This is a genomic window from Pseudomonas sp. AF03-9, assembly GCF_020515815.1.
Lineage (GTDB): Bacteria > Pseudomonadota > Gammaproteobacteria > Pseudomonadales > Pseudomonadaceae > Aquipseudomonas.
Window position 1 is genome coordinate 18,044 of record NZ_JAHPJF010000014.1, and the last position, 22,132, is coordinate 40,175.

Here is a 22,132-nt window from a genome sequence, read left to right on the forward strand (position 1 = left end):
GCATGCAGGATGAATTCAACGACCCGCTTTGGCGCCAGATCCTGTCTGGCGCACAAATGCTCTTCGTGGCATTTGGCGCGCTGGTGTTGATGCCGCTGATCACAGGTCTTGATCCAAACGTTGCACTGTTTACCGCAGGCCTGGGCACCTTGTTGTTCCAGGTGGTCACAGGGCGGCAGGTGCCGGTCTTCCTGGCGTCGAGCTTTGCGTTTATCACGCCGATCATTCTCGCCAAGGGCCAGTTCGGCCTCGCAGCGACCATGGGCGGCGTGATGGCGGCCGGTTTCGTCTACACCTTCCTTGGCCTGGCCGTGAAGATCAAGGGCACCGGATTTATTGACCGTCTGCTGCCTCCAGTCGTGATCGGGCCGGTGATTATCTCCATCGGCCTGGCCATGGCGCCGATTGCCGCGAACATGGCGATGGGTAAATCCGGCGATGGCGCCGAGTTGATCCACTACCAGACGGCGATGATGATCTCGATGCCGGCACTGCTGACCACGTTGATCGTGGCGGTGTTCGGCAAAGGCATCTTCCGTCTGGTGCCGATCATCTCCGGCGTGCTGGTGGGCTTTGCCATGTCGTTCTACTTTGGCGTGGTCGACACGGCGAAGATCGCCGCGGCCCCCTGGTTCGCCCTGCCCCACTTCACCGCACCGGAGTTCAACTGGCAGGCGATCCTGTTCATCGTCCCGGTGGCCCTGGCCCCGGCGATCGAGCATATCGGCGGCGTGATTGCGGTGGGCAGCGTGACCGGTCGCGACTACCTGAAGAAGCCCGGTCTGCATCGCACCCTGCTGGGTGACGGCATCGCCACCACCGCCGCCGGCCTGTTTGGCGGCCCGCCGAACACCACCTACGCCGAAGTGACTGGCGCGGTGATGCTGACCAAGAACTACAACCCGAAAATCATGACTTGGGCGGCGGTGTTTGCCATCAGCCTGGCGTTTATCGGCAAGTTCGGCGCACTGCTGCAAAGCATCCCGGTGCCGGTAATGGGCGGGATTCTGTGCCTGCTGTTCGGTTCGATTGCAGCGGTGGGGATGAACACGTTGATCCGCCACAAGATCGACCTGGGCGAAGCGCGCAACCTGGTGATCGTCTCGGTGACGTTGGTGTTCGGGATTGGCGGTGTGCTGGTCGGCACCGGCACCGGCCCGGACGATTTCGGCCTGAAGGGCATCGCCCTGTGTGCGGTGGTAGCGATTGGCTTGAACCTGCTGCTACCGGGCAATGATGGCTGGAAGAACAAGAAGCCGGATGAGCCATTGCTTTAACCATACGGTGTCGCTGATGTCCTCATCGCGGGCAAGCCCGCTCCCACAGGGAACTGCATTCCAATGTGGGAGCGGGCTTGCCCGCGATGGGGCCCGTCAAGCCAACCGAGAATTAAAGCTCGCCTAGCCCATCGATCAACGCCTGGTTCTGCTCCGGCGTACCGATGCTGATCCGCAGGAACTGGGCAATCCGCTCCTGCTTGAAGTGCCGCACGATCACACCCTGCTCACGCAACTTGGCCGCCAGGCCGGCAGCGTCGTGCTTGGGGTGACGGGCAAAGATGAAGTTGGCCGCCGACGGCAATACTTCAAAGCCTTTACCTTCCAACTGCGCGACGACGGTGTTGCGGCTGTCGATCACCAACTGGCAGGTCTTCTCGAAGTACTCACGGTCTTCAAATGCCGCCGCTGCGCCGACAATCGCCAGGCGATCCAGGGGGTACGAGTTGAAGCTGTTCTTGACCCGCTCCAGCGCCTCGATCAGGTCCGGGTGGCCCACGGCCAGGCCCACGCGCAAACCGGCCAGTGAGCGCGATTTGGACAGGGTCTGGGTCACCAGCAGGTTCGGATAGCGATCCACCAGGCTGATGGCGCTTTCACCGCCGAAGTCGATGTAGGCCTCATCAACCACCACCACCGAATCCGGGCTGGCTTTGACGATCTGCTCCACCGCATCCAGCGCGAGCACGCAGCCCGTCGGCGCGTTCGGGTTGGGGAAGATGATCCCGCCGTTGGGCCTGGCGTAGTCCGCCACACGGATCTGGAACTGCTCGTCCAGCGGCACCGGTTCGAACGTGATGCCATACAGGCCGCAGTAAACCGGATAGAAGCTGTAGCTGATGTCCGGGAACAGCAGCGGCAAGTCGTGTTGGAACAGGCCGTGGAAGATGTGCGCGAGGACTTCATCGGAACCGTTGCCGAGGAATACCTTGCCGGCATCCACGCCGTAGTACTTGGCCACCGCCTGCTTGAGCAGGTCGCTGTTGGGGTCCGGGTACAGGCGCAGGTTATCGTTCAACTCGGCCTGCATTGCCGCCAACGCCTTGGGCGATGGCCCGTAGGGGTTTTCGTTGGTGTTGAGCTTGACCAGTTTGGTCAGCTTCGGTTGTTCACCCGGCACGTAAGGCACGAGGTCCTTGACGAAGGGGCTCCAGAATTTGCTCATGCCTCACTCTCCCTTGACGATGCGATATTCGGCGCTACGTGCGTGTGCGCTCAGCGATTCACCACGGGCCAGCACCGAGGCGGTCTTGCCCAGCTCGGACGCGCCTTGTGGCGAGCAGAAAATGATCGACGAACGCTTCTGGAAGTCATAAACCCCCAGCGGCGACGAAAAGCGTGCGGTGCCGGACGTCGGCAACACGTGGTTCGGGCCCGCGCAGTAGTCGCCTAGGGCTTCGCTGGTGTGGCGGCCCATGAAGATCGCACCGGCGTGGCGAATCGATGGCAGCCAGGCCTGTGGGTCGGCCACAGACAGCTCCAGGTGCTCCGGCGCGATACGGTTGGCCACTTCGATGGCCTGCTCCATGTCGCGTACCAGGATCAATGCACCACGGCCATTGATCGACTTCTCGATGATCTCGGCGCGGTCCATGGTCGGCAGCAGCTTGTCGATGCTGGCGGCAACCTTGTCGAGGAACTCGGCATCCGGGCTGACCAGAATCGCCTGGGCGTCTTCGTCGTGCTCGGCCTGGGAGAACAGGTCCATGGCGATCCAGTCCGGGTCGGTCTGGCCGTCACACACCACGAGGATTTCCGACGGGCCTGCAATCATATCGATGCCGACCTGACCAAACACGTGGCGCTTGGCAGTGGCAACGTAGATGTTGCCGGGGCCGACCACCTTGTCGACTTTCGGCACGCTTTCGGTGCCATAGGCCAGGGCCGCAACAGCCTGGGCGCCACCGATGGTGAACACGCGGTCGACACCGGCGATGCACGCGGCGGCCAGTACCAGTTCGTTGATTTCGCCGCGCGGGGTCGGTACGACCATGACCACTTCGGTCACGCCGGCAACCTTGGCCGGAATCGCATTCATCAACACCGACGACGGGTACGACGCCTTGCCGCCCGGCACGTACAGGCCGGCACGGTCCAGCGGCGTGACCTTCTGGCCCAGCACGGTGCCGTCGGCCTCGGTGTAGCTCCACGAATCCTGCTTCTGCTTTTCGTGGTAGCTGCGCACCCGCGTCGCCGCCACTTCCAGCGCTTCACGCTGCGCGGCGGTGATGCGCGTCAGGGCCAGCTCCAGGCGTTCGCGGGGCAGGATCAGGTCGGACATCGACGCCACATCGAGGCCGTCGAACTGGCGGGTGAAATCCACCAGCGCCGCGTCACCGCGCTCGCGCACGGCCTTGATGATGTCGAGTACTCGCCCGTTGACCGACTCGTCGGACACACTTTCCCAGCTCAGCAGATGATCCAGATGATGGGCGAAATCCGGGTCGGCAGCGTTGAGTCGGGCAATTGCAGTGGACGTGGTCATAGCGAGGGCCTCAATAGAATTGGCAAAAACTCAGGCGCCCTAAACTAGCAGTCGTTTCCGCTTGGGCACCTGAGAATTCTGGCTATGAGGCGGATAGACGGGCGCAGCCTTTCAGCTACGCGGGTAGGTCAACCGCGGTGTCGCGACTCCACTGCCTTGCGCAGGGTGTCGATCAACGCCTGGATACGGGCGTGCTGCATCTTCATCGATGCTTTGTTGACGATCAGGCGAGAGCTGATGTCGGCAATGAATTCTTGTGGTTCAAGACCGTTGGCACGCAGGGTATTACCGGTGTCGACCACATCGATGATCTTGTCGGCCAGGCCAATCAGCGGAGCCAGCTCCATGGAGCCGTAGAGCTTGATGATGTCGACCTGGCGGCCTTGCTCGGCGTAGTAGCGCTTGGCGACGTTGACGAACTTGGTCGCCACACGCAGACGGCCTTTGGGCTCGACGTCACCGACACGGCCGGCGGTCATCAGCTTGCACAGGGCGATGCGCAGGTCCAGGGGCTCGTACAGGCCCTGGCCGCCGTATTCCATCAGCACGTCCTTACCGGCGACGCCCAGGTCGGCCGCGCCATGTTCAACGTAGGTCGGCACGTCGGTAGCCCGCACGATCAACAGGCGAACGTCGTCCTGGGTCGTTGGGATGATCAGCTTGCGGCTCTTGTCCGGATTCTCGGTCGGCACGATGCCCGCTTCAGCCAGAAGCGGCAAAGTGTCGTCAAGGATGCGGCCCTTGGACAGTGCGATGGTCAACATGGGAAACGTCAGTCCTTCATCAGGCTATTGCGGTCCGGTCGCAAACGGCGCCGGACACAGATCGAGGCCATGACAGCCTCGACTTGAAACAAATTCACAGCAAGCTTCTGTAGTGAGCGGGCCTGCCCCGCGCGGGGTTGCGAAGCAGCCCTAAAAATCTTGGGAGCGCTGCGCACTCCAGCGCGGGGCAAGCCCACTCACTACACTAGCGTTTGGGACTAGCCCGGTACGCGGCGGATTTTCGCGCCGAGCATCTGCAGTTTTTCTTCGATGCACTCGTAGCCACGGTCGATGTGGTAGATGCGGTCGATCAGGGTGTCGCCGTCGGCGCACAGTGCCGAAATCACCAGGCTAGCCGACGCACGCAGGTCGGTGGCCATCACTGGCGCGCCCTTGAGCTTGTCGATACCGGTGACGATGGCGGTGTTGCCTTCAACCTGGATCTTCGCGCCCATGCGGTGCAGTTCGTACACGTGCATGAAGCGGTTTTCGAAGATGGTCTCGATCACAGCACCGGTACCTTCGGCAATCGCGTTCAGGGAAATGAACTGAGCCTGCATGTCGGTCGGGAACGCCGGGTACGGAGCGGTACGCACGTTGACGGCTTTAGGCCGCTTGCCGTGCATGTTCAGCTCGATCCAGTCTTCGCCGGTGGTGATGTCCGCACCCGCTTCGCGCAGTTTTTCGAGGACCGCTTCCAGGATGGTCGGATCGGTGTCCTTGACCTTGACGCGGCCGCCAGTGACGGCAGCGGCAACCAGGTAGGTGCCGGTTTCGATACGGTCGGGCATGACCTTGTAGGTCGCCGTGTGCAGGCGCGCCACACCGTCAATGGTGATGGTGTCGGTGCCAGCACCGGAAACCTTGGCGCCCATGGCGTTCAGGAAGTTGGCCAGGTCGACCACTTCCGGCTCGCGCGCAGCGTTCTGCAGGACGCTGCGGCCGTTGGCCAGGGCAGCGGCCATCATGATGTTCTCGGTACCGGTCACGCTGACGGTATCAAAGAAGAAGCTGGCGCCACGCAGACCGCCTTCCGGCGCCTTGGCCTTGATGTAGCCACCTTCGACGTCGATGGTTGCGCCCATGGCTTCAAGGCCACGGATGTGCAGGTCCACCGGACGCGAGCCAATGGCGCAACCGCCAGGCAGGGCCACTTCGGCCTCGCCGAAACGGGCAACCATCGGGCCCAGCACCAGGATCGATGCACGCATGGTTTTCACCAATTCGTACGGGGCGATCAGGGTCTTGATAGTGCGCGGGTCAATTTCGACCGACAGCTTTTCGTCGATCACAGGCTCGATGCCCATGCGACCGAACAGCTCGATCATGGTGGTGATGTCGTGCAAGTGCGGTAGGTTGGCCACGGTGACCGGGCCATCACACAGCAGGGTCGCTGCCAGGATCGGCAAGGCGGAGTTTTTTGCACCGGAGATGCGAATCTCGCCATCAAGGCGGGCACCGCCGGTAATAATCAATTTATCCATAAGAATCTCGACGCCTTGGGGGCTCAGGTGCGCTCGGCCCAGGCCGCGCGGCTGAAAAATTTCATAGTGACCGCATGGATGCTGCCATCGGTGATCCACGGGTTCAAATGGGCATAGATCTGCTGCTGACGCTTGACCGGGCTCAGTGCCGCCAGTTCATCGCTAATCACGTTCAGCTGGAAGTTGCAGCCTTCGCCTTCAACTTCTACGGTCGTTTCCGGCAGCTTTCCTTCAAGAAAGCTCTTAACTTCTAGGGCCTGCATGCTCAACCTCTATCGGCGCCCAGTGCGCACGGGTCGCACATCATACAAAAAAGCCCCGCGCCTGCGAACCCCGCATAGCAGGACTCTGACGGGGGGCTTCTCTAATAGTGTGTATTAAGGATGTGCCAACAGCTCGGTCAAACCCGAAACCTCGGCAATTTCGCGCATGTCTTCAGGCATGGCGCGGATGCTGACCGTTTTGTTGGCTGCCTCGGCATCGCGCATGAAGCACAGCAGCAAGGACAAACCCACGCTGCTGGACTTGCTCACCTGCGAGCAATCCACCACCAACGCAGGCGCGCTGCTGCTGTTGATCAGTGCCTGGCCCTGCTTGCGCAGGCCCGGCCCGGAGCGATAGTCCAGTACGCCGCTGATGAACAACTCGCCGGCATCGCCGAGACGAACGGCCGATTCGGTCATTGCGCAGGCTTCCCGGCAGCTTGCTTGTCGGTTTCTTCCTTGGCCTTGGCGACTTCACCGGCCCAACCATTGATGGTTTTGTCCAGGTCGTTGCCATTGCGCTGCATGGCATCGGCGAACTGATCACGGAACAGCTTGCCGATGTTGATACCGTTGATGATCACGTTGCGCAGTTTCCACTCGCCGTTGATCTTCTCCAGGGTGTACTGCACCGGGTAGACGGCACCGTTGGAACCCTTGACGGTCATGCCAACGCTGGTGCGGTCACCGGACTCATCCTTGGCGGGATCGACGGTAATGCCCTGGTTGTTGTACTCCAGCAACGCGTTGCCATAGAACTGGAACAGGCCTTTCTTGAAGTTCTCCTGAAACGTCTGCATCTGCGCCGGAGTAGCCTTGCGCGAATACTTGACCGTCATGATGCTGCGGGAAATGCCTTCGGCATCGACCACCGGGCCGACAATGGTGTTCAGCGCGTCATAGAACCTGGTCGGGTCTTGCTTGTACTGCTCTTTGTTCGCCTTCAGGTCGGCCAACATCTTGTTGGTCGTGTCTTGCACCAGTTCGTGGGCAGAACCTGCCGCGTTGGCCATCAACGGCAACGCTGCAAGCAGCACCAGCAGGCCACGTCGCAAGGTAGAGATCATGAACAGATTCCTCATTTGGCGTCTTTATTGACCGTATTGAGCAGGAATTTACCGATCAGGTCCTCAAGTACCAGCGACGACTGCGTGTCGTGGATGGTCGAGCCATCCTTGAGCAGGGCTGTTTCCCCACCCACGCTGATACCGATGTACTTCTCGCCCAGCAGACCCGCAGTGAGGATAGATGCAGTGGAGTCGGTCGGCAGATTATCTACCTTCTTGTCCAACTGCATCGTCACTCGACCGGTGAAGCTGTCGCGATCCAGATCGATTGCCGTGACCTTGCCGATGGTTACACCGGCCATGGTCACTTTAGCTCTGACAGTCAAACCGGCGATATTGTCGAAGTACGCGTAAAGTTTATAAGTATCGGCGGTGGGGCTGGCCGACAGGCCGCTGACTCGCAGCGCCAGCAACAGTAAAGCCAGGATGCCAGCCAGCAAGAAAAGGCCGACACCGATTTCCACAGTGCGGTTTTGCATCAGAAATCTCCAAACATCAAGGCGGTCAAAATGAAGTCAAGGCCCAGTACCGCCAGCGAGGCGTACACAACGGTCTTGGTGGTGGCACGACTGATCCCTTCTGAAGTGGGCTCACAGTCGTAGCCTTGGAATACGGCGATCCAGGTCACTACAAAGGCGAAGACGATGCTCTTTATGATGCCGTTGAGCACGTCACCGCTGAAGGTCACGCTGTTTTGCATGTTGGCCCAGTAGGAGCCGTCGTAGACCCCCAGCCAGTCCACCGCCACCCACGAACCGCCCCAGATACCCACCACGCTGAAGATCATCGCCAGCAGTGGCAGGGAAATGAAGCCGGCCCACAGACGCGGGGCAACAATGTACTTGAGCGGGTCCACGCCGATCATTTCCAGGCTGGACAACTGCTCGGTGGACTTCATGTTGCCAATCTCGGCAGTCAGCGCAGAACCTGCGCGCCCGGCGAACAACAACGCAGTGACCACCGGCCCCAGTTCACGCAACAGTGTCAGGGCAACCATCTGCCCTACGGCCTGCTCCGAACCGTAGCTGGAGAGAATATTGAAGCCTTGCAGCGCCAGTACCATGCCGATGAACACGCCGGAGACCACGATGATCACCAGCGACATCACGCCCACCGCATGCAACTGCTTGATCAACAGACCAAAACCGCCGCCAATGCCGCCGCGCCCCAACAGGGCATGGAACAGGAAAATCGTCGAACGGCCGAGCACTTCGATGATGTCGATGCCCGAGCGACCGAAAAGGCGAACCTTCTCGATAAGTGAAGTCTTGCGCATCAACGCTTCCCCAGAAGATCAGAGCGGTAGTCCGCTGCCGGAAAATGAAATGGCACCGGGCCGTCGGGATCGCCGGTCATGAATTGGCGAATGCGCGGGTTGTCGGCGTTCATCAACTCTTCAGGCGTGCCCTGCCCCAACACTTGGCCATCGCCGACGACATAGAGGTAATCGGCGATGCTCGCGGTTTCTGCAAGGTCATGGGAAACCACGATGCTGGTAATGCCCAGCGCGTCGTTGAGCAGGCGGATCAACCGCACCAGCACGCCCATGGCGATAGGGTCCTGGCCGACAAAAGGTTCGTCGTACATGAGGATCTGCGGATCGAGGGCGATAGCCCGCGCCAGGGCGACACGACGTTTCATGCCACCCGACAGCTCGTCGGGCATCAGGTCGATGGCACCGCGCAGCCCTACGGCCTGCAGTTTCAGCAACACGATGTCGCGAATCATCTCGTCGGACAGTTGGGTATGGACCCGCAGCGGGAAGGCGACGTTCTCGAAAACGTCAAGATCGGTAAACAGTGCGCCGCTCTGGAACAACACGCCCATGTGCTTGCGCGCGTCGAACAGGTCGCTGCGCGACAACGTCGGCAGGTTCTGGCCGTTGACCCACACTTCGCCGGCAGTCGGGCGCAATTGCATGCCCATCAGGCGCAACAGGGTGGTCTTGCCGCAACCGGAAGGCCCCATGATGCCCGTGACCTTGCCGCGTGGAATGCGAATATCGACGTTATTGAAGATGCTGCGCGTCCCGCGCTTGAAGGTAAGACCCTTCAGCTCGACCGCGTAGGCGTTATCGGCACTCATCTAAACTCCTTGGGATGCAGCCTTTCACTCAGACACCATGTTTGCGCCAAACGTTTGCAACGCTCGTGCAATAGTTAGCCACATGGGCTGGGCGGACCGAACTGGCGGCGAACTATATCACTGCTGGTACAACGCGCCCAAGGCCGGAACTGTGCTTGTTCAGACTGAAGACAGGGAAAAACCGTTGCTTAAGATGAATCTCACGCGCATCACGAACAAACCCTGACGAACTTGCGTGAGGGAATTGCTCATTACCGCTATAATCGCCGACTTTTCGTCAGGCTATACGATTTCAGACATGAGCCAATCCAGCGACCTTATTCAATCCGCACAACGCACCATCCGCCTCGAGCTTGAAGCCGTAGAAGGCTTGTTGGCGCATATCGACGCAGATTTCGTACGCGCATGCGAGATGATTCTGGCCAGCAAGGGCCGCGTTGTTGTCGTCGGCATGGGCAAATCCGGCCACGTCGGCAACAAGATTGCCGCCACTCTGGCCAGCACTGGGACCACCGCATTTTTTGTGCACCCGGCCGAAGCCAGCCACGGCGACATGGGCATGATCACCAAGGATGACATCATCCTGGCACTGTCCAACTCCGGCACCACCAACGAAATCGTGACGCTGCTGCCGCTGATCAAGCGCCTGGGCATCAAGATGATCAGCATCACCGGCAACCCTGAATCGACGTTGGCCAAGGCCGCCGAAGTGAACCTCAACGTGCATGTGGCCCATGAGGCCTGCCCGCTGAACCTGGCACCGACCTCCTCCACGACCGCCGCCCTGGTCATGGGTGATGCGCTGGCCGTGGCGTTGCTGGAAGCGCGCGGGTTTACCGCCGAAGACTTCGCGTTCTCCCACCCAGGGGGCGCCCTGGGCCGTCGCCTGCTGTTGAAAGTGGAAAACGTCATGCACTCGGGCGATGAATTGCCCCACGTCCAGCGCGGCACGCTGCTGAAGGACGCGCTGATGGAAATGACCCGCAAGGGCCTGGGCATGACGGTGATCCTGGAAGCCGACGGCAAACTGGCCGGGGTATTCACCGACGGCGACTTGCGTCGCACCCTGGACCGCACCATCGACATCCATACCGCGACCATAGATGCTGTGATGACGCCCCACGGCAAGACCGCCCGCCCCGAGATGCTGGCAGCTGAAGCCTTGAAAATCATGGAAGACCACAAGATCGGCGCGCTGGTGGTGGTCGATCATCAAGACCACCCGATTGGCGCCCTGAACATGCACGACTTGCTGCGTGCGGGAGTGATGTAAATGACAGGCGACCTGTTGCAACGCGGCAAGAACATCAAACTGGCGATTTTCGACGTAGACGGCGTGCTGACCGATGGCCGCCTCTATTTCCTCGAAGACGGCAGCGAATTCAAGACCTTCAACACCCTCGACGGCCAAGGCATCAAGATGCTGATGGCAGCGGGCGTGCAAACGGCGATCATCAGCGGCAGAAAAACCCCGGTTGTGGAACGCCGCGCACAAAACCTGGGGATTCCTCACCTGTATCAGGGCCGCGAGGATAAACTGGTGGTCTTGGACGAGCTTCTTGGCCAACTCAACCTAAGCTATGAGCAGGTCGCCTATTTGGGCGATGACCTGCCTGACTTGCCGGTGATCCGTCGAGTCGGCCTGGGCATGGCCGTCGCCAATGCGGCAGCCTTTGTTCGCGAACACGCCCATGGCATCACCACCGCCCGCGGCGGCGAAGGTGCCGCCCGCGAGTTCTGCGAGCTGATCCTGCGCGCCCAAGGCAGCCTTGAAGCGGCCCACGCCGCCTACCTATAGAGCGTTTTATGCTGAGCAAAAAGATTCGCAACTTCCTGTTATTCGGGGTCATCGCCGCGCTGTTCCTGGCGGTGGGCTACTGGAATATCAGCCCGGAGCGCTTTCTCGACCAGCCTGTTGCGCAGGTTGACGAAGGGGCTATCGACTATTACGCCACCAATGCCTACAGCATCCAGTTCCTGCCCGACGGCAAGGTGCAGTATGAGATGACGTCGGACAAGGTCGAGCACTTGAAGGCCACCGAAGTCACCCTGCTGACCAACCCGGACATGAACATCTACCGTGGCACCGAGTTTCCGTGGCATGTCACCAGCAAGCGTGGCGAGGTCAACCCGGACGGCACCGAAGTGGAACTGATCGACTCGGTGCGCGTCGCGCGTACCGACGATAAAAACCGTGACACCGTGATTACCAGCAGTCGTATGACCGTATTCCCGCAGAAGCAATATGCGCAGACCGAGCAAGACGTTAGAATCGACGGCGCTGGCGGGGTATCGACTGGCAAGGGAATGAAAGCGTATTTGAAAGAAAGCAGGATACACCTGCTATCGAACGTAAGAGGACAGTATGAGGCTCGTTAAAACTCTCCCTATTTTGCTCAGTCTGGGCGCAGCACTGGGAAGCGTGAGCGCCTGGGCTCTGCCGAACGATAGCCAGCAACCGATCCACATTTCGGCTGACGATGCGCAACTGGACGACAAGCAAGGCGTCGCCACCTACACCGGCGGCGTGATCATCACCCAGGGCTCGATGAAGATCACCGGCAACACGGTGACCTTGACGCGTACCGCCAATGGCGACATTGACGTGGTGACTTCGGTGGGCAACCTGGCTTACTTCGAGCAGAAGCAGTCGCCGACCGACAGCGGCCCGATGAAGGGCTACGGCAAGACCATCCAGTATCACGCCCAGCAGAACCGTATTGTCCTGATCGACCAGGCCAAGGTCCTCAGCCCGGACGGCAACTCCACGGAAGGTGAGAAAATCACCTATGACACCGTGAAACAGATCGCCAACGCCGGCCGCGCCAATGGTGCCAAGGTGACTGCGCCACGTCCGCGAATCGACATGGTTATCCAGCCGAAGAAGAAGGCCGAGTAATGGCAACCCTGAAAGCCCAGCATCTGGCCAAGGCCTATAAAAGCCGCCAGGTCGTGCGCGACGTCAGCCTGTCGATCGACAGCGGCCAGATCGTCGGCCTGCTCGGCCCCAACGGCGCCGGCAAGACCACCTGCTTCTACATGATCGTCGGCCTGGTCCAGGCGGATCAGGGTCGCGTCCTGATCGACGACCTGGATGTCAGCCACCAGCCAATGCACGGTCGTGCACGGGCCGGTATCGGCTATCTTCCGCAAGAAGCGTCGATCTTCCGCAAACTGTCGGTGGCCGACAACATCATGGCGATCCTCGAGACCCGCAAGGAACTCGACCGTGATGGCCGTCGCAAGGAGCTGGAAAGCCTGCTGCAGGAATTCCACATCAACCACATTCGCGACAACCTCGGCATGAGCCTGTCCGGCGGCGAGCGTCGTCGCGTGGAAATCGCCCGCGCCCTGGCCACTGCGCCGAAATTCATCCTGCTGGACGAACCGTTTGCCGGCGTCGACCCGATCTCGGTCGGCGACATCAAACAAATCATCCACCACCTGAAAGCCAAGGGCATCGGTGTATTGATCACCGACCACAACGTGCGTGAAACCCTCGACATCTGCGAAACCGCATATATCGTCAACGATGGCCAGCTGATTGCCGAAGGCGACGCCGCCACGATCCTGGCCAACGAATTGGTGAAGGAAGTCTACCTGGGTCACGAGTTCCGCCTGTAAACACCGTGGTGTCACGGCCGCTGCCAAGATGCGCGGGAGTCAATGAAAACCTCCGGATTTTTATTGTTACCGTGCTCTAGGCAAAGCCCCCGACATCAGGCATATAATTTGCTTATGTTTGGCGCTCACGCGCCCTGTCGTGGATGGCGCATTGCGCCGGCGAATAAGGTGTTAAGCCCCTGCCATGAAACCATCGCTAGTCCTGAGAATGGGCCAGCAGCTGACGATGACACCGCAGCTGCAACAGGCCATCCGCCTGCTCCAATTGTCGACCCTGGACCTGCAACAGGAAATCCAGGAGGCCCTGGAGTCCAACCCGATGCTCGAACGCCAGGAAGAAGGCGACGACTTCGATAACGCAGACCCGCTGGCCGACAACATCGAGCAAAAACCCAATTCCGACGTGCAGGAACCTTCCTATCAGGAAACCGCCCCAACGGTGGATAACCTGGAAGAAGGTGAATGGAACGAACGCATTCCTAACGAACTTCCCGTGGATACCGCCTGGGAAGACGTCTACCAGACCAGCGCCAGCAGCCTGCCCAGCAACGATGATGATGAGTGGGACTTCACCACCCGCACCTCCGCCGGTGAAAGCCTGCAGAGCCATCTGTTGTGGCAATTGAACCTCGCGCCGATGTCGGACACCGATCGCCTGATCGCTGTGACCCTGATCGACTGCATCAACAACCAGGGCTACCTGGACGAGACGCTTGAGGAGATCCTCGAAGCGTTCGACCCGGAACTGGACATCGAACTGGACGAGATCGAAGCCGTCCTGCACCGCATCCAACAGTTCGAACCCGCCGGCATCGGCGCCCGCACCCTCAGCGAATGCCTGTTGCTGCAATTGCGCCAACTGCCTGCCAAGACGCCTTGGCTCGTTGAAGCCCAGCGCTTGGTGACCGACTACATCGACTTGCTGGGTAGCCGCGACTACAGCCAGTTGATGCGCCGCATGAAACTCAAGGAAGACGACCTGCGCCAGGTGATCGAGCTGGTACAGAGCCTCAATCCGCGCCCGGGCTCGCAGATCGAGTCCAGCGAAGCCGAATACGTGGTGCCTGACGTCATCGTGCGCAAGGACAACGAACGCTGGCTGGTGGAGTTGAACCAGGAGTCGGTGCCACGCCTGCGGGTCAACCCGCAATACGCCGGCTTTGTGCGCCGCGCCGATACCAGCGCCGACAACACCTTCATGCGCAACCAGTTGCAGGAGGCCCGCTGGTTCATCAAGAGCCTGCAAAGCCGCAACGAAACCCTGATGAAAGTCGCCACCCAGATCGTCGAGCACCAGCGCGGCTTCCTGGAATACGGCGACGAAGCGATGAAACCGTTGGTGCTGCATGACATCGCCGAAGCAGTCGGCATGCACGAATCGACGATTTCACGGGTGACCACGCAGAAATTCATGCATACCCCACGGGGTATTTATGAGCTGAAATACTTTTTCTCCAGCCACGTCAGCACCTCCGAAGGCGGCGAATGCTCGTCCACGGCGATCCGCGCGATCATCAAAAAACTGGTTGCCGCGGAAAATCAGAAAAAGCCATTGAGTGACAGTAAGATCGCTGGTTTACTGGAGGCACAAGGCATTCAGGTCGCCCGTCGAACCGTCGCCAAGTACCGCGAGTCCCTCGGGATCGCGCCTTCCAGCGAGCGTAAGCGTTTGATGTGACGGGCGGGCCATAGCGTTCCAGTGGTGGGTATTCCTGCCCACCGCTTTATGCACTGGCAACGAAGGAGAAGCTGTATGCAAGTCAACATCAGTGGACACCAACTGGAAGTGACCGAACCGCTGCGCGCCTATATCGGCGAAAAACTCAAAAGAATTGAGGGGCATTTCGACAAGATCACCAACGTGCAAGTCATCATGACTGTCGAAAAGCTGAAGCAGAAAATCGAAGCCACCTTGCGTATACCCGGCGGGGAAGTAGTCGCCAATGCCGAGCATTCAGATATGTATGCCGCCATTGACGACCTGACCGACAAGCTGGATCGCCAAATCAAAAAGCATAAGGAAAAGCAGCAGAGCCTCCTCCAGGGCACAGGCCGCTAACACCCCCCACCCATGATTCGACTTGAAACCATCCTGACCCCCGGCCGTTCCCTCGTGAACGCGCCGGGTGGCAGTAAAAAGAAAGCCCTTGAGCAAATTGCCAACCTGATCAGCCGCGAAGTGCCTGACCTGGAGATGCAAGATGTCTACGAGGCTCTGATTGCCCGTGAAAAACTCGGCTCCACCGGTTTTGGCAACGGCATCGCCATTCCCCACTGCCGCCTCAAAAGTTGTGAGGCACCTGTCAGCGCCCTGCTGCACCTGGACGCTCCCATCGATTTCGACGCCATCGACGGCGCCCCGGTCGACCTGCTGTTTGTTCTGCTGGTCCCGCAAGCCGCCACCGATGCGCACCTGGAACTGCTCCGGCAGATCGCCAGCATGCTCGACCGCAAGGAAGTACGCGACAAACTGCGCAGTGCCAGCAGCAATGAGGCGCTGTATCAGGTAGTCCTGGATGAACAGAACGGGCAGTAATCATGCGTTTGATCATCGTCAGCGGCCGTTCCGGCTCGGGTAAAAGCACCGCCCTCAACGTACTTGAGGACAGTGGCTTCTACTGCATCGACAACCTGCCCGCCGGCCTGCTGCCAGAGCTCGCGGAACGCGCGTTGATCCACACCGAGCTGGCGCAACCGCTGGTGGCCGTATCGATCGATGCCCGCAACCTGCCCAGCCACCTTGAGCGGTTCCCGCAACTGCTCGAGGAAGTTCGCGCCAAGCACATTCATTGCGATGTGCTGTACCTGGACGCCGACGAAGAGACCCTGCTAAAGCGCTTCTCTGAAACCCGTCGACGCCACCCCCTCAGCAGCCCCCATCGCTCCCTGGCAGAAGCCATCGAGGACGAAACCAAGTTGCTGGGGCCGATCATTGACCTCGCCGACCTCAAGATCAACACCACCGGGCTCAACCTGTACCAGTTGCGTGATGCCATCAAGCTGCGTCTGCTGAACCAGCCCGAGCCGGGTACGGCATTCCTCGTCGAGTCGTTTGGCTTCAAGCGCGGCATGCCGGTGGACGCCGACCTGGTGTTCGATGTGCGCTGCCTGCCCAACCCTTATTGGAAACCGGAACTGCGTGATCAGTCCGGGCTGGACCAACCTGTGGCTGAATACCTGGCGGCGCAACCGGATGTCGAGGAGATGTTCCAGGACATTTCCAGCTACCTGCTCAAATGGCTGCCGCGCTTCGCTGCAAGCAATCGGGCGTATGTCACCATTGCCATTGGCTGCACCGGCGGCCACCACCGCTCGGTCTACCTGACCGAACGCCTGGGCCAACTGCTGCAACAAACCCTCAAGAACGTCCAGGTTCGCCACCGCGACCTTAGCTGAAAGGAACACCCCCGCGATGCCTGCTCTGGAAATTGAAATCATCAACAAGCTGGGGCTGCATGCCCGGGCTTCCGCGAAGTTCGTCGGCGTTGCCGGGCAGTTCCCCTGCCAGATCCGCGCGGGGCGTACGCCAGAGTCCATGGTCGATGGCAAAAGCATTATGGCCATGATGATGTTGGCCGCCGGCAAGGGCACCCGGATTCACTTGAAGACGGAAGGCGAGCAAGAGCAGGAAGCCATGGACGCCCTGGTGGCGCTGATCAACAACTTCTTTGATGAGGGTGAGTGACACCCTTGAAGACGGGCGTGAAGTCGCAACGACTTCAGCCCAATGCGGTATCCATCACCATCATCAAACAAAACCCGATGCACAACCCCAGGCTGGCGAGCATCTCGTGACCGTTGCGCCGCGACTCGGGGATGACCTCGTGAGTCACCACCAACAACATGGCCCCCGCGGCGAGCGCCAGCCCAAGCGGCAACAGCACTTCAGCCAGGCTTACCAACCAGGCGCAGAGCACCGCGAACACCGGCTCGACCAACCCTGAAGCAGCTCCGATCAAGAACGCCTTGATCCGCGACATCCCTGCCCCGGCCAACACCAACGCAATCACCAAGCCTTCGGGCACATCCTGCAAGGCAATGCCCATGGCCAGGCTGTCGGCATCGGGCATTGCGCCGCCCGCCGAAACCCCCACGGCCATGCCTTCGGGGATGTTGTGGGCAATGATGGCAAACACGAATAACCAGATACGCGGCGGGATCACCGGGTGATCGGGCGTGCCTACCAGCATTTCCGGGCTGGCACCGGAGACCTTGCGATCAACCAGATACAACCCGAATGCCCCCAGCATGATGCCAACGCTGATCAGGCCACTGACCCCCCAAGGCGAAAGCCCCAGGCCTTCGGCGGCGGCGATGCCCGGCACGATCAGCGAAAATGCCGTCGCCGCGAGCATGACCCCGGCACCAAAACCCAGCAAGGTGTCACTGAGCGCCACCGGCATGCGCCGAATCACCAGCACCGGCACCGCACCGAGTGCCGTGCCCAGTGCGCAGATTGCGCCGCCTTGCAGCGCGCGCAGGATTCGCGGCTCCAGGTTCAGCCAGTCCAGCCCATGGGCCACCAGCAATGCAGTCCCTGCCAATAGCAGCAGCGAGCCAAACGCATAACGAAACATCCGCCCGCTGCTGACCGCCAGTGTTTCAGTGCCCATAGTCGGCCTTAGATCTTGTTATGGAGGTGAATGTCAGGCCAAGGCGGCCTGATAGCGTGCGGCAACTTCCGGCCAATTGATCACGCTATAGAACGCGTTGATATATTCCGGACGCCGGTTCTGATAACGCAGGTAGTAGGCATGCTCCCACACGTCCAGGCCGAGGATTGGCGTGTTGCCATTCATCAGGGGGCTGTCCTGATTACCGCTGCTTTCGACGACCAGGGTCTTTTGTGGAGTAACGCTCAGCCAGGCCCAGCCGCTGCCGAAACGGGTCAGTGCGGCTTTGGTAAAGGCTTCCTTGAAGCTCTCGAAACCGCCCACTTGCTCGTCGATAGCCTTGCCCAGCGCGCCCTCAGGCTTGCCTCCGCCTTGTGGCGACATCACTGCCCAGAACAAGGAGTGGTTGGCATGGCCGCCACCTTGGTTGATCACCGCAGCGCGCAGTGTTTCCGGCAATTGCTGCACACTGGACACCAGTTTCTCTACCGGCCAGCCCGCGAACTCGGTGCCTTCGACGGCAGCGTTGAGGTTATTGATGTAGGTCTGATGGTGCTTGGTGTAGTGAATCTCCATGGTTTGCGCATCGATATGCGGCTCCAGGGCGTCGTAGGCGTAAGGCAAGGCAGGCAAGGTGTAGGACATCTCAATGTGCTCCGTAATAAGGACTGTTGCGAGTCGACGCATCCTGTTGCGCCGCGGTGCTGCCCAGCAGGCGATGGGTACGCGGGTACTCACCGTGATCGCTGATGAAATTCAACAGTTCAATGTAGGTCTTGCTGCTTTGGCGTAGCGCCGCCTCGCGTAACTGCGGGGTCAGGCGCGGGTCCTGCATCGCATGCAACAAGCGCTGGTGAATGGCGCAGAGGTACTCCGCGCTTTCTTCCGGCTGGTTCAGACGCAGATGCAGGTCCGCCAGGTTGTGATGGGAAATGACAAAAGCCGCCACCGCTTCGTCGGCATCCGCCCAGCGTTCGAACAACACTTGGGCCAGGGCCAGGGCTTGCAAATAGGCCTCGCGAGCGTCAACCAACTCGCCTTGCATAAAGCAGCGATTGGCCCGTTCGATCGTGCGTTTCCAGTGCTCCATGGTGAGCCTCCAAAGCAGTGTCGGTGATTACACGCCGCCGGCCGTGAGCTTTTCCGGGTCCAGCAGGACTTCCAGTTGGCTGCGGGCCAAGTCGGTGTGCTCCAGGGCGACATCAATCACCGGACGGCCCTGCTGATAAGCCTTCTTGGCGATTTCAGCAGCCTTCTGGTAACCGATGATCGGGTTGAGTGCAGTGACCAGGATCGGGTTACGCGACAACGCCTCCTTGAGCTTGGCTTCGTTGACCTTGAAGCTGCCAATCGCCTTGTCCGCCAGCAGACGGCTGGAGTTGGCCAGCAATTCGAGGCTGCTGAGCAGGTTCTGGGCGATGATCGGCAGCATTACGTTCAGCTCGAAGTTGCCGGACTGGCCTGCGACGGTGATCACCGTGTCATTGCCGATCACTTGGGCCGCGACCATGGCAGTGGCTTCCGGAATCACCGGATTGACCTTGCCCGGCATGATCGAGGAGCCCGGCTGCAGGCCCTCAAGCTCGATTTCACCGAGACCGGCGAGCGGCCCGGAGTTCATCCAGCGCAGATCATTGGCGATCTTCATCAGCGATACCGCGGTGGCTTTCAACTGACCGGAAACGGCGACAGCGGTGTCCTGGGAGCCGATCAGCGCGAACAGGTTCTTGCCCGGCGTGAATGTGACGTCGGTCAGCCTGCTCAGTTGCTGGCTGAAACGTGCGGCGAATTCCGGATGCGCGTTGATCCCGGTGCCGACCGCAGTGCCGCCCTGGGCCAGGGCCTGCAGGCTTGGCAGCAGGTCCTGCAGATGGCCGATATTGGCCTTGAGTTGCTGCGCCCAGCCATTGAGTACCTGGCTCATGCGCACCGGCATGGCGTCCATCAGGTGGGTGCGGCCGGTCTTGATGAACGGGTGGACTTCTTCGGCCTTGCGTTCGATCACCTGTACCAGATGCAGCAGGGCCGGCAGGGTTTGCTCATGCAAGACCAACGCGGCGCTGACGTGGATGGTGGTCGGAATGATGTCATTGCTGCTTTGGCCGCAGTTCACGTGGTCATTGGGGTTGACCGCCTCGCCCAGCAAGCGTGTGGCGAGGGTCGCAATCACTTCGTTGGCGTTCATATTGGAGCTGGTGCCGGAACCGGTCTGGAAAACATCCACCGGGAAGTGCTGCATGAAATCGCCTTCGAGCAAGCCCCGGGCCGCATCGACAATGGCCTTGCCCTGCCCTTCGCTGATTTGCTTGAGGTCGACGTTGACCTTGGCGGCGGCAGCCTTGGCCAGGATCAGCGCGCGAATGAATTGCGCGGGCATACGTTGACGGCTGATCGGGAAGTTGTTCACCGCGCGCTGGGTTTGTGCGCCATACAAGGCCTCGGCCGGCACTTGCAGTTCGCCCATGCTGTCGCGTTCGATACGGGTGTTACTCATCGGAGGATCCTTGCACAAGGTCAGACACAGAAAGGGAAGGCAGCAACTCGCAGGTCGCCAATTGCCAGGCAAAGGTCTGCCAGCGCTTGAGGCGGCAGGCGCAGTGGGAAAGTTTTTCCAGGTCGCGCAGGGGGCGCCAGGCCTGGTCCAGGCATGTCGTGCGCCAATGCCAGGGCAGCGCAATATCGCCGGCGGTGTCGAGCAACAGATGGAATGAGGTTTCAGCGATCGTCCATGGATGGGTCGCAGTGCAGCACGCCAGGTATCGACCCTCGTTGAGGTAATGTTCGATCAGGCGCGGCTCGTCGGGATTGAGGCCGCAGCGAATCTGACGACTCATCCAGCGCCAGCTCTCCAGGTAAGGATCCTCATGCAGGACAGAACTCATGATCCACACTCATTCGGTAATGATATTTATTATTAAATGATATTGAGAATCAAAACAAGAGCAGCAAATCAATCCACCTGTCACGCAAGCACAAAAAAGGCGCGCCATCAGTGATGATGGCGCGCCTTTTCTGTTGAAGCGTCGGGAGGGTCAGCTGCCAGCGACAGTCATCCGCTCAATCAATACCGAACCTGTGTGAATGTTGCTACGCCGTTCCAGGTCGTTACCCACCGCGACGATTTGCTTGAACATGTCGCGCATGTTGCCGGCGATGGTCACTTCCTGGACCGCGAACTGAATCTCGCCGTTTTCCACCCAGAAACCCGCCGCACCACGGGAGTAATCACCGGTCACCATGTTCAGGCCATGCCCCATCAACTCAGTCACCAGCAGGCCACGTCCCATGCGACGCAGCAACGCCGCCTGGTCTTCATCGCCATGGGTAACGAACAGGTTGTGCACGCCACCGGCGTTGGCCGTGCTTGGCAGGCCGAGCTTGCGGCCGGAGTATGTCCCCAGCACATAGGACACCAACTCGCCGTTTTCGACGAACGGTTTGGCATAGGTCGCCAGGCCATCGCCGTCGAACGCCGAGCTCCCCATGGCACGCATCAGGTGCGGGCGCTCATCAAGGGTCAACCACTCCGGGAACAGCTTTTGCCCGATAGCGCCCTCAAGGAACGACGACTTGCGGTACAGGTTGCCGCCGGAAATCGCGCCTAGGAAACTGCTGAACAAACCACCGGCCAACTCCGCCGAAAACAACACCGGCACTTCGCAAGTTGGCACCGGACGCGCGCCCAAGCGGCTGGCGGCACGTTGTGCGGCGCGCTGGCCAATGCTGACCGGGTCCGCCAGCAACTCGCCCTGGCGGCTTACGTCGTACCAGTAATCACGCTGCATCTGGCCGTTGGCTTCAGCAATCATCACGCAGCTCAGGCTATGGCGAGTGGAGGCATACCCCCCTACAAAACCATGGCTGTTGCCGTAGACACGACAGCCCTGATGCGTGCTCAACGTGGTGCCATCGGCGTTCTTGATGCGGGCATCTGCATCGAACGCAGCGGCTTCGCAGGTCAATGCCAGTTCAATGGCCTGCTCCGGGGTAATGTCCCAGGCGTGGAACAGATCGAAGTCTTTCAAGTCCTTGGCCATCAGCGCTTTGTCGGCCAGGCCCGAGCTTTCATCCTCGGAGGTGTGCTTGGCAATCGCCAACGCGGCGGCGACGGTTTCGCGGATCGCCTCCGGGCCGCTCGCCGACGTACTGGCCGAACCTTTGCGCTGCCCTACGTACAAGGTGATGCCAAAACCCTGGTCGCGGTTGAACTCAACGGTTTCCACTTCCCGCTGGCGTACCGATGTCGACAGCCCCTGCTCCAGCGACACCGCCACCTCACAGGCACTGGCCCCCTGGCGCTTGGCCTCGGCAAGGATCTGCTCGACTTGTTCCTGCAGTGCCGGTAACGCTTGCGGGCCGACGCTTTGGGCTGCACTCATGGTTTTCTCCACTCAAATTCTGCTTTCGGTTAAGGCCATCGAGCGACCGGGCCGGACAAGCGGCCCCCGACTGGTTATCATGGCGGCGTTT

27 protein-coding genes are annotated in these 22,132 nt (G+C 60.2%); 11 read left to right on the forward strand and 16 right to left on the reverse strand.

The window, feature by feature from the left end:
- The first annotated feature begins 2 nt into the window (after positions 1-2).
- Positions 3-1,277: a uracil-xanthine permease family protein gene (locus tag LIY36_RS17800; RefSeq protein ID WP_192297663.1), complete on the forward strand. Its 1,275-nt coding sequence runs from the start codon at positions 3-5 to the stop codon at positions 1,275-1,277.
- 112 nt (positions 1,278-1,389) lie between these two features.
- Here the strand turns inward: LIY36_RS17800 and hisC are convergent, their stop codons facing one another.
- The 10 genes from hisC to LIY36_RS17850 all read right to left on the reverse strand — a co-directional run bounded on the left by hisC (position 1,390) and on the right by LIY36_RS17850 (position 9,425).
- Complete coding sequence (gene hisC / locus LIY36_RS17805; protein ID WP_192297664.1) at positions 1,390-2,442, reverse strand: histidinol-phosphate transaminase; 1,053 nt, start codon at positions 2,440-2,442, stop codon at positions 1,390-1,392.
- A gap of 3 nt (positions 2,443-2,445) precedes the next feature.
- Positions 2,446-3,762: a histidinol dehydrogenase gene (hisD, locus tag LIY36_RS17810; protein ID WP_192297665.1), complete on the reverse strand. Its 1,317-nt coding sequence runs from the start codon at positions 3,760-3,762 to the stop codon at positions 2,446-2,448.
- Positions 3,763-3,890: 128 nt separating this feature from the next.
- On the reverse strand, positions 3,891-4,526 hold the full coding sequence (gene hisG / locus LIY36_RS17815) for an ATP phosphoribosyltransferase (protein WP_010213102.1): 636 nt from the start codon (positions 4,524-4,526) through the stop codon (positions 3,891-3,893).
- Between the two features lie 218 nt (positions 4,527-4,744).
- Positions 4,745-6,010 carry a UDP-N-acetylglucosamine 1-carboxyvinyltransferase gene (gene murA / locus LIY36_RS17820; protein WP_192297666.1) on the reverse strand — a complete coding sequence of 422 codons (1,266 nt, stop codon included), beginning with the start codon at positions 6,008-6,010 and terminating at the stop codon, positions 4,745-4,747.
- A 23-nt stretch (positions 6,011-6,033) separates the two neighbouring features.
- Positions 6,034-6,273, reverse strand: coding sequence for a BolA family protein (locus tag LIY36_RS17825; RefSeq protein WP_003188597.1), 240 nt, complete (start codon positions 6,271-6,273; stop codon positions 6,034-6,036).
- A gap of 114 nt (positions 6,274-6,387) precedes the next feature.
- Complete coding sequence (locus tag LIY36_RS17830; protein ID WP_226456467.1) at positions 6,388-6,693, reverse strand: STAS domain-containing protein; 306 nt, start codon at positions 6,691-6,693, stop codon at positions 6,388-6,390.
- Positions 6,690-7,340, reverse strand: coding sequence for an MlaC/ttg2D family ABC transporter substrate-binding protein (locus LIY36_RS17835; protein ID WP_226456468.1), 651 nt, complete (start codon positions 7,338-7,340; stop codon positions 6,690-6,692). Before LIY36_RS17835 ends, LIY36_RS17830 begins: the two co-directional genes overlap by 4 nt.
- 11 nt (positions 7,341-7,351) lie before the next feature.
- Positions 7,352-7,819, reverse strand: coding sequence for an outer membrane lipid asymmetry maintenance protein MlaD (gene mlaD / locus LIY36_RS17840; RefSeq protein WP_017845975.1), 468 nt, complete (start codon positions 7,817-7,819; stop codon positions 7,352-7,354).
- A complete protein-coding gene (mlaE, locus tag LIY36_RS17845; protein WP_017738750.1) occupies positions 7,819-8,616 on the reverse strand; it encodes a lipid asymmetry maintenance ABC transporter permease subunit MlaE in 798 nt (265 codons plus the stop codon). The genes mlaD and mlaE overlap by 1 nt, the downstream gene beginning before the upstream one ends.
- Positions 8,616-9,425 carry an ATP-binding cassette domain-containing protein gene (locus LIY36_RS17850; protein WP_017738751.1) on the reverse strand — a complete coding sequence of 270 codons (810 nt, stop codon included), beginning with the start codon at positions 9,423-9,425 and terminating at the stop codon, positions 8,616-8,618. The genes mlaE and LIY36_RS17850 overlap by 1 nt, the downstream gene beginning before the upstream one ends.
- Positions 9,426-9,723: 298 nt before the next feature.
- Between LIY36_RS17850 and LIY36_RS17855 the strand changes: the two genes are divergently transcribed.
- The 10 genes from LIY36_RS17855 (at position 9,724) to LIY36_RS17900 (ending at position 16,734) form a co-directional block, all read left to right on the forward strand.
- Positions 9,724-10,698 carry a KpsF/GutQ family sugar-phosphate isomerase gene (locus tag LIY36_RS17855; RefSeq protein ID WP_192297669.1) on the forward strand — a complete coding sequence of 325 codons (975 nt, stop codon included), beginning with the start codon at positions 9,724-9,726 and terminating at the stop codon, positions 10,696-10,698.
- Positions 10,699-11,223 (forward strand): KdsC family phosphatase, encoded by a 525-nt coding sequence (locus LIY36_RS17860; protein WP_178922703.1) that lies wholly within the window; start codon positions 10,699-10,701, stop codon positions 11,221-11,223.
- Between the two features lie 8 nt (positions 11,224-11,231).
- Entirely contained in the window at positions 11,232-11,804 is a 573-nt protein-coding gene (gene lptC, locus LIY36_RS17865; RefSeq protein ID WP_192297670.1) for an LPS export ABC transporter periplasmic protein LptC, read from the forward strand.
- Positions 11,791-12,324, forward strand: coding sequence for a lipopolysaccharide transport periplasmic protein LptA (lptA, locus tag LIY36_RS17870; RefSeq protein WP_192297671.1), 534 nt, complete (start codon positions 11,791-11,793; stop codon positions 12,322-12,324). Before lptC ends, lptA begins: the two co-directional genes overlap by 14 nt.
- Positions 12,324-13,049 carry an LPS export ABC transporter ATP-binding protein gene (gene lptB, locus LIY36_RS17875; RefSeq protein WP_192297672.1) on the forward strand — a complete coding sequence of 242 codons (726 nt, stop codon included), beginning with the start codon at positions 12,324-12,326 and terminating at the stop codon, positions 13,047-13,049. The genes lptA and lptB overlap by 1 nt, the downstream gene beginning before the upstream one ends.
- A 184-nt stretch (positions 13,050-13,233) precedes the next feature.
- Positions 13,234-14,727, forward strand: coding sequence for an RNA polymerase factor sigma-54 (locus LIY36_RS17880; RefSeq protein WP_226456469.1), 1,494 nt, complete (start codon positions 13,234-13,236; stop codon positions 14,725-14,727).
- Positions 14,728-14,802: 75 nt separating this feature from the next.
- The gene (gene hpf, locus LIY36_RS17885; RefSeq protein ID WP_010170586.1) at positions 14,803-15,108 is read left to right on the forward strand and encodes a ribosome hibernation-promoting factor, HPF/YfiA family; all 306 of its coding nucleotides are present in this window, start codon (positions 14,803-14,805) and stop codon (positions 15,106-15,108) included.
- A 12-nt stretch (positions 15,109-15,120) separates the two neighbouring features.
- Entirely contained in the window at positions 15,121-15,585 is a 465-nt protein-coding gene (ptsN, locus tag LIY36_RS17890) for a PTS IIA-like nitrogen regulatory protein PtsN (RefSeq protein ID WP_017738757.1), read from the forward strand.
- A 2-nt stretch (positions 15,586-15,587) separates the two neighbouring features.
- On the forward strand, positions 15,588-16,445 hold the full coding sequence (gene rapZ / locus LIY36_RS17895) for an RNase adapter RapZ (protein WP_226456470.1): 858 nt from the start codon (positions 15,588-15,590) through the stop codon (positions 16,443-16,445).
- 16 nt (positions 16,446-16,461) lie between these two features.
- Positions 16,462-16,734, forward strand: a complete 273-nt coding sequence (locus LIY36_RS17900; RefSeq protein WP_017738759.1) for an HPr family phosphocarrier protein — start codon at positions 16,462-16,464, stop codon at positions 16,732-16,734.
- A 34-nt stretch (positions 16,735-16,768) separates the two neighbouring features.
- Here the strand turns inward: LIY36_RS17900 and LIY36_RS17905 are convergent, their stop codons facing one another.
- The 6 genes from LIY36_RS17905 to pmbA form a co-directional block, all read right to left on the reverse strand.
- Complete coding sequence (locus LIY36_RS17905; RefSeq protein ID WP_226456471.1) at positions 16,769-17,662, reverse strand: ZIP family metal transporter; 894 nt, start codon at positions 17,660-17,662, stop codon at positions 16,769-16,771.
- A gap of 33 nt (positions 17,663-17,695) precedes the next feature.
- Positions 17,696-18,307: a superoxide dismutase gene (locus LIY36_RS17910; RefSeq protein WP_192297677.1), complete on the reverse strand. Its 612-nt coding sequence runs from the start codon at positions 18,305-18,307 to the stop codon at positions 17,696-17,698.
- Position 18,308: 1 nt separating this feature from the next.
- On the reverse strand, positions 18,309-18,752 hold the full coding sequence (locus LIY36_RS17915; RefSeq protein ID WP_192297678.1) for a hypothetical protein: 444 nt from the start codon (positions 18,750-18,752) through the stop codon (positions 18,309-18,311).
- A 27-nt stretch (positions 18,753-18,779) separates the two neighbouring features.
- A complete protein-coding gene (locus LIY36_RS17920) occupies positions 18,780-20,156 on the reverse strand; it encodes a class II fumarate hydratase (RefSeq protein ID WP_226456472.1) in 1,377 nt (458 codons plus the stop codon).
- Positions 20,149-20,544 carry a FagA protein gene (locus LIY36_RS17925; protein WP_192297680.1) on the reverse strand — a complete coding sequence of 132 codons (396 nt, stop codon included), beginning with the start codon at positions 20,542-20,544 and terminating at the stop codon, positions 20,149-20,151. Before LIY36_RS17925 ends, LIY36_RS17920 begins: the two co-directional genes overlap by 8 nt.
- A 150-nt stretch (positions 20,545-20,694) precedes the next feature.
- Positions 20,695-22,041, reverse strand: coding sequence for a metalloprotease PmbA (pmbA, locus tag LIY36_RS17930; RefSeq protein ID WP_192297681.1), 1,347 nt, complete (start codon positions 22,039-22,041; stop codon positions 20,695-20,697).
- Between the last annotated feature and the right edge of the window lie 91 nt (positions 22,042-22,132).

Coding starts and splice junctions, on each gene's coding strand:
- LIY36_RS17905 (WP_226456471.1), bottom strand. CDS start 17,662: ATGGGCACTGAAACACTGGCGGTCAGCAGCGGGCGGATGTTTCGTTAT.
- LIY36_RS17835 (WP_226456468.1), bottom strand. CDS start 7,340: ATGATCTCTACCTTGCGACGTGGCCTGCTGGTGCTGCTTGCAGCGTTG.
- LIY36_RS17925 (WP_192297680.1), bottom strand. CDS start 20,544: ATGAGTTCTGTCCTGCATGAGGATCCTTACCTGGAGAGCTGGCGCTGG.
- hisC (WP_192297664.1), bottom strand. CDS start 2,442: ATGAGCAAATTCTGGAGCCCCTTCGTCAAGGACCTCGTGCCTTACGTG.
- LIY36_RS17830 (WP_226456467.1), bottom strand. CDS start 6,693: ATGACCGAATCGGCCGTTCGTCTCGGCGATGCCGGCGAGTTGTTCATC.
- mlaE (WP_017738750.1), bottom strand. CDS start 8,616: ATGCGCAAGACTTCACTTATCGAGAAGGTTCGCCTTTTCGGTCGCTCG.
- LIY36_RS17850 (WP_017738751.1), bottom strand. CDS start 9,425: ATGAGTGCCGATAACGCCTACGCGGTCGAGCTGAAGGGTCTTACCTTC.
- mlaD (WP_017845975.1), bottom strand. CDS start 7,819: ATGCAAAACCGCACTGTGGAAATCGGTGTCGGCCTTTTCTTGCTGGCT.
- LIY36_RS17910 (WP_192297677.1), bottom strand. CDS start 18,307: ATGTCCTACACCTTGCCTGCCTTGCCTTACGCCTACGACGCCCTGGAG.
- LIY36_RS17900 (WP_017738759.1), top strand. CDS start 16,462: ATGCCTGCTCTGGAAATTGAAATCATCAACAAGCTGGGGCTGCATGCC.
- LIY36_RS17855 (WP_192297669.1), top strand. CDS start 9,724: ATGAGCCAATCCAGCGACCTTATTCAATCCGCACAACGCACCATCCGC.
- LIY36_RS17920 (WP_226456472.1), bottom strand. CDS start 20,156: ATGAGTAACACCCGTATCGAACGCGACAGCATGGGCGAACTGCAAGTG.
- hpf (WP_010170586.1), top strand. CDS start 14,803: ATGCAAGTCAACATCAGTGGACACCAACTGGAAGTGACCGAACCGCTG.
- hisD (WP_192297665.1), bottom strand. CDS start 3,762: ATGACCACGTCCACTGCAATTGCCCGACTCAACGCTGCCGACCCGGAT.
- lptC (WP_192297670.1), top strand. CDS start 11,232: ATGCTGAGCAAAAAGATTCGCAACTTCCTGTTATTCGGGGTCATCGCC.
- rapZ (WP_226456470.1), top strand. CDS start 15,588: ATGCGTTTGATCATCGTCAGCGGCCGTTCCGGCTCGGGTAAAAGCACC.
- LIY36_RS17860 (WP_178922703.1), top strand. CDS start 10,699: ATGACAGGCGACCTGTTGCAACGCGGCAAGAACATCAAACTGGCGATT.
- pmbA (WP_192297681.1), bottom strand. CDS start 22,041: ATGAGTGCAGCCCAAAGCGTCGGCCCGCAAGCGTTACCGGCACTGCAG.
- ptsN (WP_017738757.1), top strand. CDS start 15,121: ATGATTCGACTTGAAACCATCCTGACCCCCGGCCGTTCCCTCGTGAAC.
- LIY36_RS17915 (WP_192297678.1), bottom strand. CDS start 18,752: ATGGAGCACTGGAAACGCACGATCGAACGGGCCAATCGCTGCTTTATG.
- lptA (WP_192297671.1), top strand. CDS start 11,791: ATGAGGCTCGTTAAAACTCTCCCTATTTTGCTCAGTCTGGGCGCAGCA.
- hisG (WP_010213102.1), bottom strand. CDS start 4,526: ATGTTGACCATCGCACTGTCCAAGGGCCGCATCCTTGACGACACTTTG.
- LIY36_RS17880 (WP_226456469.1), top strand. CDS start 13,234: ATGAAACCATCGCTAGTCCTGAGAATGGGCCAGCAGCTGACGATGACA.
- LIY36_RS17800 (WP_192297663.1), top strand. CDS start 3: ATGCAGGATGAATTCAACGACCCGCTTTGGCGCCAGATCCTGTCTGGC.
- murA (WP_192297666.1), bottom strand. CDS start 6,010: ATGGATAAATTGATTATTACCGGCGGTGCCCGCCTTGATGGCGAGATT.
- lptB (WP_192297672.1), top strand. CDS start 12,324: ATGGCAACCCTGAAAGCCCAGCATCTGGCCAAGGCCTATAAAAGCCGC.
- LIY36_RS17825 (WP_003188597.1), bottom strand. CDS start 6,273: ATGCAGGCCCTAGAAGTTAAGAGCTTTCTTGAAGGAAAGCTGCCGGAA.